General features: G+C 43.6%; 14 protein-coding genes. 8 read left to right on the top strand and 6 right to left on the bottom strand.

The window, feature by feature from the left end:
- Position 1: 1 nt before the first annotated feature.
- Both ACFS5N_RS10980 and ACFS5N_RS10975 read right to left on the bottom strand, forming a co-directional pair.
- Positions 2–1,480, bottom strand: a complete 1,479-nt coding sequence (locus tag ACFS5N_RS10980) for a DUF5687 family protein (RefSeq protein ID WP_377185268.1) — start codon at positions 1,478–1,480, stop codon at positions 2–4.
- A gap of 64 nt (positions 1,481–1,544) precedes the next feature.
- The gene (locus ACFS5N_RS10975; protein ID WP_377185266.1) at positions 1,545–2,825 is read right to left on the bottom strand and encodes a replication-associated recombination protein A; all 1,281 of its coding nucleotides are present in this window, start codon (positions 2,823–2,825) and stop codon (positions 1,545–1,547) included.
- Between the two features lie 66 nt (positions 2,826–2,891).
- Between ACFS5N_RS10975 and ACFS5N_RS10970 the strand changes: the two genes are divergently transcribed.
- Positions 2,892–3,527, top strand: a complete 636-nt coding sequence (locus tag ACFS5N_RS10970; RefSeq protein ID WP_377185264.1) for a DNA-3-methyladenine glycosylase family protein — start codon at positions 2,892–2,894, stop codon at positions 3,525–3,527.
- Positions 3,528–3,542: 15 nt separating this feature from the next.
- Here the strand turns inward: ACFS5N_RS10970 and ACFS5N_RS10965 are convergent, their stop codons facing one another.
- The gene (locus ACFS5N_RS10965; protein WP_377185262.1) at positions 3,543–4,661 is read right to left on the bottom strand and encodes a DUF4407 domain-containing protein; all 1,119 of its coding nucleotides are present in this window, start codon (positions 4,659–4,661) and stop codon (positions 3,543–3,545) included.
- A 122-nt stretch (positions 4,662–4,783) separates the two neighbouring features.
- Here ACFS5N_RS10965 and ACFS5N_RS10960 point away from each other — a divergent pair, with 122 nt between their 5' ends.
- The 7 genes from ACFS5N_RS10960 (at position 4,784) to ACFS5N_RS10930 (ending at position 10,242) form a co-directional block, all read left to right on the top strand.
- Positions 4,784–5,098 carry a rhodanese-like domain-containing protein gene (locus ACFS5N_RS10960; RefSeq protein ID WP_377185260.1) on the top strand — a complete coding sequence of 105 codons (315 nt, stop codon included), beginning with the start codon at positions 4,784–4,786 and terminating at the stop codon, positions 5,096–5,098.
- Positions 5,099–5,107: 9 nt separating this feature from the next.
- Positions 5,108–5,293: a DUF6358 family protein gene (locus ACFS5N_RS10955; RefSeq protein WP_377185258.1), complete on the top strand. Its 186-nt coding sequence runs from the start codon at positions 5,108–5,110 to the stop codon at positions 5,291–5,293.
- A gap of 112 nt (positions 5,294–5,405) precedes the next feature.
- On the top strand, positions 5,406–6,749 hold the full coding sequence (locus ACFS5N_RS10950; RefSeq protein ID WP_377185256.1) for an MFS transporter: 1,344 nt from the start codon (positions 5,406–5,408) through the stop codon (positions 6,747–6,749).
- Between the two features lie 121 nt (positions 6,750–6,870).
- Positions 6,871–7,596: an L-lactate permease gene (locus tag ACFS5N_RS10945; protein WP_377185254.1), complete on the top strand. Its 726-nt coding sequence runs from the start codon at positions 6,871–6,873 to the stop codon at positions 7,594–7,596.
- Positions 7,538–8,626: an L-lactate permease gene (locus ACFS5N_RS10940; RefSeq protein WP_377185252.1), complete on the top strand. Its 1,089-nt coding sequence runs from the start codon at positions 7,538–7,540 to the stop codon at positions 8,624–8,626. The genes ACFS5N_RS10945 and ACFS5N_RS10940 overlap by 59 nt, the downstream gene beginning before the upstream one ends.
- Positions 8,627–8,628: 2 nt before the next feature.
- Complete coding sequence (locus tag ACFS5N_RS10935) at positions 8,629–9,588, top strand: D-2-hydroxyacid dehydrogenase (RefSeq protein ID WP_377185250.1); 960 nt, start codon at positions 8,629–8,631, stop codon at positions 9,586–9,588.
- Positions 9,589–9,660: 72 nt separating this feature from the next.
- On the top strand, positions 9,661–10,242 hold the full coding sequence (locus tag ACFS5N_RS10930; protein ID WP_377185248.1) for a DUF4142 domain-containing protein: 582 nt from the start codon (positions 9,661–9,663) through the stop codon (positions 10,240–10,242).
- Between the two features lie 359 nt (positions 10,243–10,601).
- On the opposite strand, the gene ACFS5N_RS10925 is transcribed toward ACFS5N_RS10930, so the two are convergent.
- The 3 genes from ACFS5N_RS10925 to ACFS5N_RS10915 form a co-directional block, all read right to left on the bottom strand.
- On the bottom strand, positions 10,602–12,815 hold the full coding sequence (locus ACFS5N_RS10925) for an ATP-binding protein (protein WP_377185246.1): 2,214 nt from the start codon (positions 12,813–12,815) through the stop codon (positions 10,602–10,604).
- Positions 12,816–12,967: 152 nt separating this feature from the next.
- On the bottom strand, positions 12,968–13,780 hold the full coding sequence (locus tag ACFS5N_RS10920) for an MBL fold metallo-hydrolase (RefSeq protein ID WP_377185244.1): 813 nt from the start codon (positions 13,778–13,780) through the stop codon (positions 12,968–12,970).
- A gap of 49 nt (positions 13,781–13,829) precedes the next feature.
- Positions 13,830–14,843 carry a dipeptide epimerase gene (locus ACFS5N_RS10915; RefSeq protein ID WP_377185242.1) on the bottom strand — a complete coding sequence of 338 codons (1,014 nt, stop codon included), beginning with the start codon at positions 14,841–14,843 and terminating at the stop codon, positions 13,830–13,832.
- Positions 14,844–14,902: the final 59 nt, after the last annotated feature.

Here is a 14,902-nt window from a genome sequence, read left to right as displayed (position 1 = left end):
CTTATTTGTTTCTAAAGCCTTCTAAAATGGAAAATTTACGTTTGTGAAAATCAGCTTCCAGAAATTTCATCCAGAAGCCGCGGGTTAAAATACCAGCCAGGCCAATAGCGCCCAGAACGGTTAAAGCCACTTCTTGCAGCCCCAGCCATTTTAATGGCAGATAAATAATAAACGGCGGCACCATTAATACCAGTGACAATATCCATTGCGACGCGCCAACGCCTTCCCAGTTGAATGATGCGCCTTTGCTCAAATCAATACGGCGCGCGTTTCGGTTAGCAAAATAAAGTACAATAGTGGCGGTTACACCCATATTCCACAAATACATCATTAAATGGATCACCAATATCCTCCAGCCAAAATAGGCATAAGGCGTGGTCAGGATAAATGCAGTGGTGGCCGCAACGCTAAACATTAAGTATTTGGCTTTCAGGAAATCGTTGAAGCTGATCTTGCTAACCATCAACCCGTCAAAATGCGCGGCCTGCCAGCTATACATAAACTGGCCGTAGTTGATGATAAAAATGCCGGTCATAAACATCCCCGCAAAAACTTTAATGCCATCGCTGCTTTTAAATGCCGGGTTAGTATAAAAAAGCAAACCGTAAAACATAAACATTAATGACATTACCAGAGCTGATCGTGGCCGTTTATTACGCAGGATAAGCTTAACTTCGTTAGCTACCAAATCGCCAACCGAACCAAAACTACTTAACAGCGGTATTTCGGTGCTGCTTTTAAACTTATCCTTTTTAGCGCTTAGCTCTTCAAGATACAGGTTTTGTTTAAGGTAAGTGAAGTTAACATAAAACATCACCGCGCCTAAAAGTAAAGGCAGTACCGACAGCGCCGGGTATTTTAAAACATTCCCAAAAAACAGGTATGATATATTGCGAATAGAATACAGGCGCCATTCCAAATCGCCCATGATCAATAAGATCATCACGGCGCTGATTGTCAAAAATATCCAGCCATTTAGGTTTGATTTACGTTTAATGTATAGCGCCAGGTAATTGTTAAACACCGATAAACCAAAAATGGCCACTATAAAACTAAACGCCGCCAAACCACCCGACTGAGGTAGCAAACTTCTGAAAATATATGGCCAGAACAGCAGGAAGGGCCACAGGTTAAATACTGAAAATAAACCGGTGAGCGTTAAGTAGCCTACAATAGTATTACGCTTGATAGGCAATTGCAAATACGGCTGTACCCTAAGCGTTGGCAGCTCCTGCAGTTGTATCCTCGAAAATAGTTCAAAGAAAAAGTATACCAGCATAAAGCCGCAAAAAGAGTAGATAACGGCGTCATGCGGGAAAACTTTTTTCAGTATCGGCCCCATAAAGAACCCGGCAGCCACCACATACAGCATCAGCAGTAAAATAATAAGCGCCATGAAGATGCGCAACGCCAGACCTCTGCCTGCATTTTTTGAGCGCCAAAAGGCTTTTAACTCGTGTTTAAGGAAAGTTTTTATCATACGCAACCGATATAAGGTTAAGTCAATATCGGAATTATTAACTAAAGATTACAACCTGGGGCGATTAATATTTATACCGGTTACCCCAAAGTTTTTTTAGTTTCTCTTTTGACTCATGCTCCCGCGGGTTGTTACCGGGTTCGTAAATTTTTGTTCCGCGGATGGCCTCGGGCAGAAAATCCTGGTCGACAAAATTATTATCGTGGCTGTGGGCGTATTTGTAGTCTTTGCCGTAGCCTATGTTTTTCATAAGTTTAGTTGGGGCATTACGCAAATGCAGGGGTACCGGCAGGTCGCCGGTTTGTTTAACCAGGCTCATAGCCGCGCCGATAGCCGTGGTTGCCGAGTTGCTTTTGGCTGACGTAGCCAGGTAAATAGCCGTTTGCGACAGGATCAGTTGTGACTCGGGCATCCCGATTACATTTACCGAATTAAAACAAGCTTGCGCCAGTAACAAGGCATTGGGGTTTGCATTGCCTATATCCTCAGATGACAGGATCAGCATCCGGCGCGCAATAAACAGCGGATCTTCGCCGCCGGCAATCATTCGCGCCAGCCAATAAACTGCGCCATTGGGGTCGCTGCCCCGCATAGATTTGATAAAGGCCGATATGATATCATAGTGTTGTTCGCCGGCTTTGTCGTACAGGGCCATATTTTGCTGTACATGGTCAAGCACTATTTTGTTATTGATAGAAATACTTTTACCGCCCAGTGCATTCACCAGCAGCTCGAAAATATTGAGCAGCTTTCGGGCATCGCCGCCCGAGAGACGCAATAGTGCTTCATACTCTTTAATTTCAATCTTTTTTTCTTTCAGGATGACGTCATCCTCCATAGCATTTTGCAACAGGCTGATCAGATCGCTCTCGTCCAGGTGCTGTAAAATATAAACCTGGCACCGCGACAGCAAAGCCGAGATTACTTCAAAGGATGGGTTTTCAGTAGTAGCGCCTATTAAAGTCACAATACCGCGCTCAACGGCGCCCAACAATGAATCCTGCTGCGATTTCGAGAAACGATGGATCTCATCAATAAACAATACGGGAAGGTTGTTACCGTCTTCTTTTAACCGCGATGCGGTTTCAATCACCTCGCGTACATCCTTAACACCCGAGTTAATGGCACTGAGCGAAAAAAAGGGCCTGTCTAATGTTTGCGAGATGATATAAGCCAATGTAGTTTTACCTACACCGGGCGGCCCCCAAAACAACATTGATGGCAAATTACCCGACTCGATAGCTTTACGCAGCACCGCGCCTTTGCCCACCAGGTGTTTCTGGCCAACATACTCGTCAAGATTTTTGGGGCGCATGCGCTCGGCTAAAGGCGGCAAATTGTTCATGTAGTAAAAATCTGAAAAGCCAACGGCAAATCCTAAATATTTTAGTAATTTTAAGATAACAATTGTATGATTAACAAGTTTGCTGAATCCAACTTCAAAGCAATTTGCGACGAGTTAAGCGCCCGCGACACCGACCTTAAATGGGTAATTGATACGTACGGCTATCCACCTATGTGGTCGCGCCCCAATAACTTCGATTCGCTGGTGCATATTATTCTGGAGCAGCAGGTATCACTGGCATCGGCATTAGCGGCCCTTTACAAGCTGCGCGAACGGCTGCAGGAAATAACCCCGACGCGTGTGCTATTATTAACTGACGAAGAATTTAAAGCTTGTTATTGCAGCCGGCAAAAGACGGCCTACATCAAATATCTTGCAGAAGCAATTGTAAACGGAGACATCAATCTCGAACATTTTGCAGAGATGCCGGACGAGGAAATACGCATTAAGCTGACAGCACTAAAAGGCATTGGCAATTGGACAGTAGATATTTACCTGATGTTTGTACTGCACCGGGCAGGTTATTTCCCCATTGGCGACCTGGCGCAGGTTAACGCCTTAAAACGATTAAAAAACCTACCCGCCTTAGCCACACGAGCGGATATGATCGCGGTAGCAGAACATTGGAGCCCTTATCGTACAGTTGCATCAATGATACTGTGGCATTTTTATTTGTCAACGCCCAGAAAATTTAAGCGATAGTTTATTAGTATCCGTCTAATCGTAGCGGTGCCGGTCGCGGTCATGGCCGGTGCGGTTGCTGAGCGTGCTGCGTCGCCGTTTTATGTCTTCATCTACATGATCTTTGTAGACGCTGTCAATCACCTCAATATCGCGCTCCTTATCACGGTCGGCATAATACACGTTAGCTTCGTAGGTTTTGGCCATTGCCACATCATACGGTCCTTTTGGCGACATTAACTTCACAAACACGGGCAAACATTCAAACAAGATAAACAGGTAGCCTATAAATGATATCGCCAGGTATGTGTCCAGGTCGCGCGTCCCGTTTTCATTATAGGTAAGCTGCCCCAGGGCCCAGTTACGGTCGGCAAAACCGGCCACTTTAGCCAGGCTGTCCAGTTGGTGGTCGCTAAACATCTTCATATCGTTTACACCTTCAAAACTTTTGCGTTTTTCCAGGTAAGCATCCATATTGTCAGCGTTATTGGTCACTAACTTTAGCCGGTCTTCTTTTTCCTGTAATACCTGCTGTTTTTGTTTGGCATAAGTACCATAACCCACAATACCGGAGGTTTGACTGTTTTTTTCGCCAAAAACTTCTTCATTTAATTGAGTACGTGAACGGTTGATGTCTTTTTCAAGCGAGTCTTTTTCCTTTTTCAGATCGGCCATTTTGCTTAGCTCCATGGTATACTTCTGGTTATAGGTTTTTTGCAGCGTATCTATCTTGCTGTGCTGGCCCTTCAGGTAGGCCGATTTTAATTTCTGGCGAATTTCTTTATCGAATATTTTAAGCTCCAGCGGCCTTGATATTACTACGCCTATCATAATAGCCAGTAAAATACGTGGCGACGCCTGTAAGATCTGCTGGTTGGTACTGCCTTCTTTGTTAATACTTGATACTATGTATCGGTCCATATTAAAAATGGCAGTACCCCAAAGCAAACCAAACAATATGGCAAAACCTACGGCAAAAGCATCGCCGTTAAATACAAAATACATGGCGTAGCCGCCAGAAAGCGAAGCAAAAAGAGCAGTAAAAAATATAGTGGCACCTATACCTACATATTTATTATGCTCGATAGGATACTTTTTTAGTGTATCAATGTGTGCGCCCGAACAGAACCAGAAAAACCGGGTTACCTTATCCATTTATAGTGTCGTGATCTGATAAAACAAATATGAAACGCCCTAAGGCCCTAATTGTTACAAAATAGAGACGTAATTATTACATATAAGCCCTACATTTGACACACAATCAATATTAAATTATCATGCAAGAGATAACGGTACAGGAACTTAAAGAAAAATTGGATAACAAAGAAGACTTCCAACTGATTGACGTTAGAGAAGATTTTGAGTACGAAACCTCAAATATTGGCGGCCAACTGATACCACTTGGCGGCATTGTAATTGAGGCCGACAAAATAAGCAAAGACAAGCCTGTAGTAATTATGTGCCGCAGCGGTAAACGCAGCGCCGCAGCCATTGCTCAGCTAGAAGCATTGGGTTATACCAACCTGTCAAACCTGCAAGGCGGCATTTTAGCCTGGGCGTCAGAGATTGACCCTGATATGCAAGTTTATTAATCTGCCACAATGAAGAAAAAGATTTTTCTGAATTCGTTTTTTACACTCTGCCTGTTTGCCTGCCTTATTTTGGCGTGGACAGGGTTTAACAACAAAAACTACGGATTTTTAGCAGCAGGTATTGTAGGGGCGATATTATTTGGCGTGCTCAAAGCACGCCTTATTAAAGACGTCAGGAATACCATGCGGCCCTGACAAATATTTAAAAAGCCCGGCACGCTCATCGTTCCGGGCTTTTTTATTGCTTACAGGTACAACCATTTTATCAAAAATGCATTTATCTCTTATCAGTATATTGCAATAAGAGATGTCCGTAAAAAAATTTCCGTTCAATAAACAACTGGCTTATACCTGCGGGATGATAGGCTGGAGCATGATGACCAATACTATTATTGTCATGCTGCCTTATTTCTATCTGCCACCTTCAAACTCGGGCCTTATTCAGTATGTACCTCAACTTTTGCTATTCGGGGTTTTTAACATTCTGTCAATTATAGCAGCCTCCGGGCGTTTTGTTGACGCCCTATTTGACCCATTTATTGCCTCACAAAGCGACAAAAGCACTAACAAGAGCGGGCGACGTATTCCGTTTATGAAATGGGCCATTTTGCCGGCCATGTTGTTTTTTTGCCTTACATTTTGCCCGTTAGTAAACGGCCCAAGCATGTACAACGCTACCTGGCTCGCTGTTAGCACCATCTTTTTTTTCATGGGTGCTACCACCTACATTATTCCCTATAACGCCTTGTTGCCTGAGCTTACTGATACCGCGGCCGAAAAAGTGCGGTTAGCTTCCTTTCAACAAGTAGGCTTTATCATAGGCATAATCTTCTCGGCCTGTATAAACAATTTTGCCGATCTGTTACAGAAGTTTGTCCACATTACTGAGCGCGATACGGCCTTACAATATACCATCTGGGCTATGAGTATAATAGCGGGAATATGCATGCTGATACCTGTATTATTTATCAACGAAAAAAAATACTCCGACAGCAAGCCGTCGCGCCTTAAATTACTGCCGGCCATCAAGAAAACATTTAGTAACGACAATTTTAAGTACTACCTGGTATCTGACTTTTCATATTATATGGCGCTTAGTATCATATCAAGCGGGTTGTTGTATTTTGTGAAAGTACTGCTGCACCTGCCCGAGTCGCGCGGTGGAGAACTGATGGGAGCAATGGTATTGTTTTCACTGGTTTTTTATCCGCTAATTAATTATTTATCGAAAAAAATCGGCAAGAAACCCATCGTGCTGTTCTCCTTTGCCTTATTAAGCTTAATTTTTATAGCGATATTTTTCCTGGGGAAATTTCCATTCCCACCTATTGTACAGGCGTATATGCTGGTGCTGTCGGCATCTATACCCCTGGCTTCGCTTGGCATACTTCCCAACGCCATTCTTGCCGAAATAGCCCAGCGCGATGCCGACCAAACCGGCGAAAACCGCGAAGGGATGTTTTTTGCGGTAAAGTACCTTTTCGTAAAACTTGGACAAACGCTCGGCATAGCGCTATTTGCTTTCCTGACCGTATACGGTAAAGACCCCGGTCATGATTTTGGTTTGCGGCTAAACGGTATTTGCGGATGCGTTTTATGTGTAATGGCATTTGTCGTATTTAGCAGGTTTAAAGAATTAAGGCGGGGGTAAAACTCTTCCTTAAAGATACAGGGAACAACTTTTATATTGCACAAGGTAAACTACTGCTGCAACCGCCTCTCTTTAAGATTATTCCAAAAAATATTCTAAATTTATCTGCAACCAATTCTGCATGGCCTGGATTCAACCTGTCGACCCATTACATAATCTGGCGCTATCGGCCCTTGTTGCGCTGATACCCGTATTGGTTATATTTTGGGCACTAATTATCAAAAAAACCAAAGGCTATAAAGCCAGCCTGATGGCTTGTGCTGCTGCTTTTGTAATTGCGGTAACCGTTTTCCGGATGCCGTTAAAACTTGCGGCGCTATCAGTAACCAACGGGGCCATTTATGGTTTCTTTCCTATCTGCTGGATCGTAATCAGCGCGGTATTTTTGTTTAACCTGGCAGTAAAGAGCGGTAAGTTCGAGATCATCAAACACTCTATGGCGGCTATCACCGCCGACAGGCGATTGCAAGCTATACTTATTGCATTTTCTTTTGGCGCATTTTTGGAGGGAACCGCAGGCTTTGGTGCGCCGGTGGCTATTACCGCGGCTATGCTGGTTGGCTTAGGGTTTGACCCAATGTATGCTACCGGTATTTGCCTGGTTGCCAATACTGTTCCGGTAGCGTTTGGTTCGGTAGGGATACCTATCGCGGTATCATCGCAGGTTTCGGGTTTAGCCGAAATGCAGATCTCGCAGATGATCGGCAGAACATTGCCCTTGTTGTCGTTCATTACGCCATTATATCTGGTAGCACTTATGGCTGGTTTAAAAAAAAACTTTAGAAGTGTTGCCCGCCATTTTGATTTCGGGTGGCTCATTTGCCTTACTCCAGTTTTTGACGGCTAATTTTGTAGGCCCCGCTTTGCCGGATATTATAGCGGGCATAGGTTCTATAATTTGTTTGGTGACATTTTTAAAGTTTTGGAAGCCCCAAAATAGCTGGCGCTTTGCCGGAGAAAATACTGCGATCAAAGAGGTGACAGAACGATATACCGCAAATCAGGTTATTACCGCATGGTCGCCTTTTTTGTTTTTAACTATAATTATCTTAACCTGGGGAATCCCATCTGTAAAAAACCTTTTGAATACATATGGGCAGCTGCAATTTGCATTTCCGGGTCTTAATAATACCATTGCCGATCATAAAGGAGTCGCGATTGCTCATATTTTTAAGTTCAATTATCTCTCGGCTGCGGGTACCGCTGTATTTTTGGCCGGCCTGGCAGCCGTTCAGGTAATTGGCCTCAGCTATCGTGACGCGTCCGTCGTCTTTCGCGATACAATTAAGCAACTCAAATTCCCTATAATTACCATCATGTCCGTACTCGGTTTTGCTTATCTGGTAAATGATTCGGGTATAACTACCACAATTGCTTTATTGCTGGCTAACACCGGGCCGGTGTTTCCGTTCTTCGCACCTATATTGGGCTGGCTGGGTGTTTTCATCACCGGATCGGACACTGCCTCAAACGCGCTTTTTTCAAAATTACAATATGTTACTGCCCAAAATATTAACGTAGCCCCTGTAGTTACCGTTGCGGCTAATTGCTCAGGCGGCGTAGTCGGAAAGATGATCTCTCCTCAATCTATCGCAGTAGCGGCGGCGGCAGGTCATCTGGTGGGCAAAGAGTCTGCATTATTCAGATTTACGGTGAAGCATAGTTTTATTTTGCTGCTGGTTATCAGTTTATTGGTTTTAGGGCAAGCCTATTGGTTAAAAGAGATCATTCCCTTGCCCCCCGCAAGTAAAATAAATGGCGTAACTTTAAATTCGGGTGTGCCCGGCTATATCTGGTTACTCACAACAGTTATTATTCTGATTGTCATTGTCACCACTATCAAGATCAACAGCAAAAAGGCAAACCCACACGTTTAATTATGAAAATTGTAGTTTTAGACGGTTATACGTTAAATCCCGGCGATTTGTCGTGGGATGCATTGAACAAATTAGGCGATGTCAAGATATATGAGCGTACACCTTACGAGCAGATTGTTGAGCGCTGCCGTGGTGCCGAAGCGGTGCTAACCAACAAAACGCCATTGGACGCTGCTGCCCTCTACCAGTTACCAGACCTAAAGTATGTGGGCGTGCTGGCCACTGGCTATAACATTGTCGATACAGCAGCTTGCCAACAAAAAGGCGTGCCGGTAACTAATGTGCCCGGCTATGGCACTAACGCTGTGGCACAATTTGTTTTCGCTTTTATGCTGGAGCTTGCGTTACATGTGCAAAAGCATAGCGACGCCGTATTAGCAGGCAAATGGAGTAAATCCGCCGATTTCTGTTTTTGGGATTATCCGCTAATTGAGTTGGCGGGAAAAACCCTGGGCATAATCGGTTTTGGTACGATTGGGCAAAAAGTGGCCGACATAGCTGCTGCCTTTGATATGCAGGTTATTGCGCAAAGCCGTACCCAAACTGATCAATCTCAGCGAAAAAACTTTAAATGGGTTTCTTTGGATGAGTTGCTGGCTACGTCAGATTTCATCAGCATCCACAGCCCTTTAACGCCGCAAACACAAGGGCTGATCAATGCTGATAATCTGCGTAAAATGAAGCCCGCAGCTTTCCTGATCAATACTTCACGCGGTCCGATTGTTAACGATGCCGATTTGGCCGATGCGTTGAATAATGACGTTATTGCCGGCGCGGGTATTGATGTGCTGTCTCAGGAGCCGCCACCTGCAAATAATCCGATCTTTAAAGCAAAAAATTGCATCATAACACCGCATATTGCCTGGGCAGCTCAAGAAGCCCGCGCCCGTTTAATGGATGTAGTGGTTAGTAACCTGAAAGCTTTCATTGAGGGGAAAGCGGTAAATGTCGTAAATGCCTAAAATTCAAATTTCTGAAACATAATATTTCCTGAACGGTTTATTTAAAAAGCAAAAATTAAACCTATGGAAATTATGAAAAAACTAAGTTATGTAATGATGCTTGCGGCCGCCGGGATGGTATTTCAGGCCTGCCACAGCAATACTAAAGACAGCACAGCGGCTGCCGATAGTGTAAACAAAGTAAAAGATACTACAACAACTGCAGCTACCGGTATAGCTGTGGTAGCAGACGATGCCAAATTCGCTGTGGATGCCGCGAACGGCGGTATGACTGAGGTTGAACTTAGCAAGCTGGCCACCACCAAAGCCACCAATGCTGACGTGAAGAAATTTGCCGACATGATGATTATGGATCATACTGCGGCGGGTGAGCAATTGAAAGCAATAGCCAAAACAAAAAATATCACCCTGCCTGATTCAGTAAATGCCGATTCAAAAAAGGCAATTGCCGATCTGTCCAAAAAATCAGGTCCTGACTTTGATAAGGCTTACGTTGACAAAATGGTCTCTGATCATAAATCAACTGTTGATATGTTTGAAAGCGCTTCAAAAAACCTGAAAGATCCAGATCTGAAAGCATTTGTTGACAAAACTCTGCCAACCATTAAAGGTCACCTGAACAATATCCAAAAAATCAAAGCCGGCATGAAATAAGCCGCAAAGAAATATCTTTTAATAATAAAAAAGCACACCCCGCAGCAAACCTTGGGTGTGCTTTTTTATTAAGACGAAATTAAGTCGGCAATAATTGGAAAACTATTTAATTTGGGTATTAAAAGTTTGGCAGAATAAGATTTCGAAAAATTAAAAATAAATTATTTTAAAATTTATTCTAGTTAGTACATAGGATTTTATATTTTTGTGAAACTTGTTACAATCGGACTAAACCAATTCGTTCTTTATGAGAATAATGAGATCAGTTAATTTTAGGGAGAAGTTTTAGCGGACTTCTCCTTTTTTAACGCTCATGTTTTCATAACGACCGGACAGACTGCCAACCCCCACCACTAATCTCATAAGGAAATGACGCTTACCAAAGCATCATAAAGCTTGTCTGTTTCTACAGGTTTTCTTAAAAATCCGTTAAAGTATGAATGATATTCGCTCTGATATTCGGCAGTTACGTCGGCGGTTAAGGCAAAAATGGGCGTTTTGTAATTTACGTTTGTATTGTCTGTAATGATGGTTTTAGTAGCCTGAAAGCCGTCCATCTCAGGCATATGAATATCCATCAATATAAAATCAAATGGCTTTTGTTTCGATTTGGCAACGGCCTCCAGCCCGTCTTTGGCCAGCTCCACACTCAGTTTCCAGTTTTTTAATAACTTGCCTATAACCATGGCATTGATCACGTTATCCTCGGCTAATAAAACCGAACGGCCCACTAAGGTATCGTCATATTTAGATTGAATTTTATCAGGCTTGCCGGAACGTTTGAGCCGGATTTCAAAATAAAAGCTTGAACCCAAGCCCTCCTTACTCTTTACGTACACATCGCTGTTATACAGCTGTATTAGCTTTTTTACAATGGCCAGGCCTAAACCCGAGCCCCCCTGCTTACGCGTGCGGATGGATTGCGGCTGAGAAAAGCTTTCAAAAATTTCTTCCAGATGCGCCTCTGGGATGCCTATACCGGTATCATTGACAGTGAAGCGTAAGGTATCCTCATCCGCCGATGATGCTTTCTTTTCTACCAGTAAATCTACCTTGCCGAAATAGGTGAACTTAATGGCATTGGTTATCAGGTTACCCAGTATCTGTGCCATCTTGTTTTCGTCCATTTGGTACGAATCGGCAATGCCTTCATCAATAACTAAATTAAGCTCCAATCCTTTTTCGTTCGCTAAGCTATCATAGGTCTTTTTAATATTGTCCAGCAACTGTATTAAATTGGCCGGGCGCATCTCAAGCGTAGTTTTCCCTGCATCCAGCTTAGTAAAGTCTAAAATGTCGTTAATAAGCATTAACAAACTATTGGAAGCAAAGCGCAGGGCATGAATCATCTCCTGCTCTTCAGGATCAGTACGGTCGGCCAATAACGATGATATGGTAATCACGGCATTCAGCGGTGTGCGTATCTCGTGGCTCATGGTTGAGAGGAACTCCTGCTTTACCTGTGCAGACTGTTCGGCAACATTTTTCTTTTCGAGAATTTCAGCCTTTTCAAGCTGTAACTGGGCTTCCTTTTTAACAGCCTCCATTTTATTAATGAGCTCGTAGTTTTCAATAACTTTCACAGTTTGGGTATTGATCACACTTTCACGCTCTTTCATGTGCAACTCAAGGTATTTGAGCGCATTTACCGGGTCGTTTTCCAGCTTGTATATCTCGTACAACAAATGGTAGCACTCAAATTTAACCATCGACAGCTGGTACTCAGTACTAAAATCAAGGCCTTTTTTTATCTCGACTTTGGCTCGATCCAATTCACCCATAGCCACATATAACGATGCCAGCTTGCGATAGGCCATGCCCAAACCCAGGGTTTCACCCATTTCAAGGTGAATTTTAATAGCTTCTTTAAAATCCGCTTCAGCTTCGCCGAATTTTTTTTGAGCCATATATACTTTGCCGCGGCCGTAGTAGGCAAATGCAATACCCCGCACATCACCGGTTTGCTTTTTAAGTTCAATGGAGCGCTCAATAAGTTGCAACGCTTTCTCTATATTACCCTGTTTAAGATAAATACCTGAAAGCGGGTTGTAAGCGTTTGATTTAAGATCAAAATCGCCGACGGTTTTTGCAGATGTTATAGAATCTTCATAAGCAATCACGGCATTTTTCTCATCGCCCAGGTACTCATAAATAGTGCCCAGCGATTTAAAGGAACGTGCCAGATTATGATGATCATTATATTTGCGGTATGTGGTAATACAATCAACCAGATTTACCAGCCCCAGGTGATAATTAGTTGTTTTATAGTATACACCGGCAATATTGTATTTAGCATCTGCTATACCCTTGTCATCAGCCAGTTTCTCGTACAATACAATGGCCTTGTTAGACATTCTCACTGCCTGCTCATATTCGCCGGTAATCATGGCGAACAGCGCGAAATGGCTTAAGCTTTTGGCAATCAAGCCAGGGTCATTTATGTTTTCAGCAAGGGTGAGTGCGTTTTGTGCCAGTTCAATACTGCGTTTCAGGTTATGGGTCCGGCAGGCATAAGCGTCGTCTAATAACGACAAGATCTGCGCTTTGTGATTATGCTGCGGGTTTAGCTCCATACCTACATTACGGCCAATTAGCCGCTGGGGTTTATTTTACTTAAATAACTAAGGGAATAAATGGTATAATACTAAAAGTACAACTAATTTAAATAAATGTTCTAACTCAAAGTAAATTATTATAACAATTAAGATACCAAAACCGATAAGGCTTAAAACAGGCTGGTTTGCAGGTTTACCAGTGGAGCATTTGTTACTATAGTATCGCCGCTGATATGGTACAATGCCGATTCGCGGTATCGCGAAGCTACCACAATCTCAGTTTTACCGGCGTGGGTACTAAACAGATTATAAACCAACTCTGGGTCGTTATTGTCTTTTGATAAGTGTGACAGAAACAAATGGCTCATGTAAGAAGGCTTGTAATGCATAAACAAAGCCAGCGCCTGTTTATTGGACAAGTGCCCTTTGCCTCCGCGGATACGGCGCTTTAAATGATAAGGGTATCGCCCCCGCTCCAGCATCTCCTCATCATAATTAGCCTCCAGAAATGCGGCATGACATTGTTGGAAATGCTGTACCAGGTTTTCGCAAACGGCGCCAAGATCTGTAAACACACCCACCTTTATACCTGCATAAGCAATAGTAAAACTATGCGGGTGTGCAGCGTCATGTATTTTCAAAAACGGGGTAACCGTTAGTTCACCAATATTTATTGGACTTTCGGCTATAAAATCTACTGCTGCCTCAAACGTAAGGTCGCCGTTAAGCCTGGTTAGTGACGTAATATAAACCGGCAGCTTGTATTTTTTTGCTAAAACAGCTACGCCGCGTATATGGTCTGAATGCTCATGTGATATAAAAATAGCCTTCACTTTACGCATGGTGAGCCCCAGGCGAGCCATACGCGTCTCGGTTTCTTTACAGGATATGCCTACATCAACCAACACAGCCTCCTCGTTGTTACCTACATAGTAACAATTTCCATTACTGCCAGAATTTAAGGAGGCTACAAACAAAGACATTTTACAAAGTAACCGGTTTTGCACCGATGATAAAAGTTTAACTCTAAATTTATTTTAGCTGTAATCCTAAACCGGGCGCCATGCTTAACTGATATTTTCCATCAATCAACGTTGGCATTTGGTATGGGTTATTCGTGGTTAAAAACGGGCCATCGATATCCGCCCAATCGCATTGCGGAGCAAGCGCTGCCGCCGCCAGCGAGGCGCAGCTGGTTTCGCTCATGCAGCCTATCAGTATCTTCATACCCAGTTTGAGGGCCTTATTGATCATCTGCCTGGCTTCGTACATACCGGCGCTCTTCATAAGCTTCACATTAATACCATGATAAACTCCAAAGGCTTTCTCCACATCTGCCAAACGCTGCACCGCCTCATCGCCAATAATAGGCAGCGGGCTATTTGCTGTCAGCCAGGCATTCCCCTCAATATCCGTCTTTGCCATCGGCTGCTCAATTAACACAACACCCTGCTCCTGCAGCCAGTAAATCATATCCAGGCTTTGCGCGCGGTCTGTCCAGCCCTGGTTAGCGTCTACGTAAACCGGCACGTCCGTTACCGAGCGGATAATTTGAATCAGCTCCTTATCATTATCGCGCCCCAGCTTTACTTTAATTGCTTTGAAACCGGCAGCTTCCTTTATCTTTTGCAGCACCACTTCGGGCGTATCAATCCCAATGGTATAACTGGTTGGAGGCATTAAATTTAGATTACTACCCAAAATCTCCCAGCAAGGTTTAGCTAACACTTTCCCTTCCAGATCGTGCAGGGCAATATCAATAGCCGCTTTAATAGCAGGATTACCTGGCGCCAAACTGTCCAGGTAATCAACTATCGCCGCAAAATCAAAAGGAAGTTTAAGTTGGCTCAGGTCAACGCGACTTAAAAATGCGGTCGCACTTTCATAGCTTTCGCCCATGTATGGCACCATTGAAGCCTCGCCGTAACCTGTATATCCCCCATGTTCCAGTTGCACCAGCATAACCGGCGTGAACGTACGCGAGAATTTAGCAATAGTGAAAGGGTGGCGCAGCGCCAGTTCGAAGGGTTGATAAGTCAGCTTCATGTTATAATCCAAAAGCTAAAATACTCTTTTTAAAATGATGGTTATCTTTGACGCCATAA

This window comes from Mucilaginibacter ximonensis (assembly GCF_042686265.1).
GTDB classification, from domain to species: domain Bacteria; phylum Bacteroidota; class Bacteroidia; order Sphingobacteriales; family Sphingobacteriaceae; genus Mucilaginibacter; species Mucilaginibacter ximonensis.
This window is presented reverse-complemented; position numbering and strand designations above follow the sequence as displayed.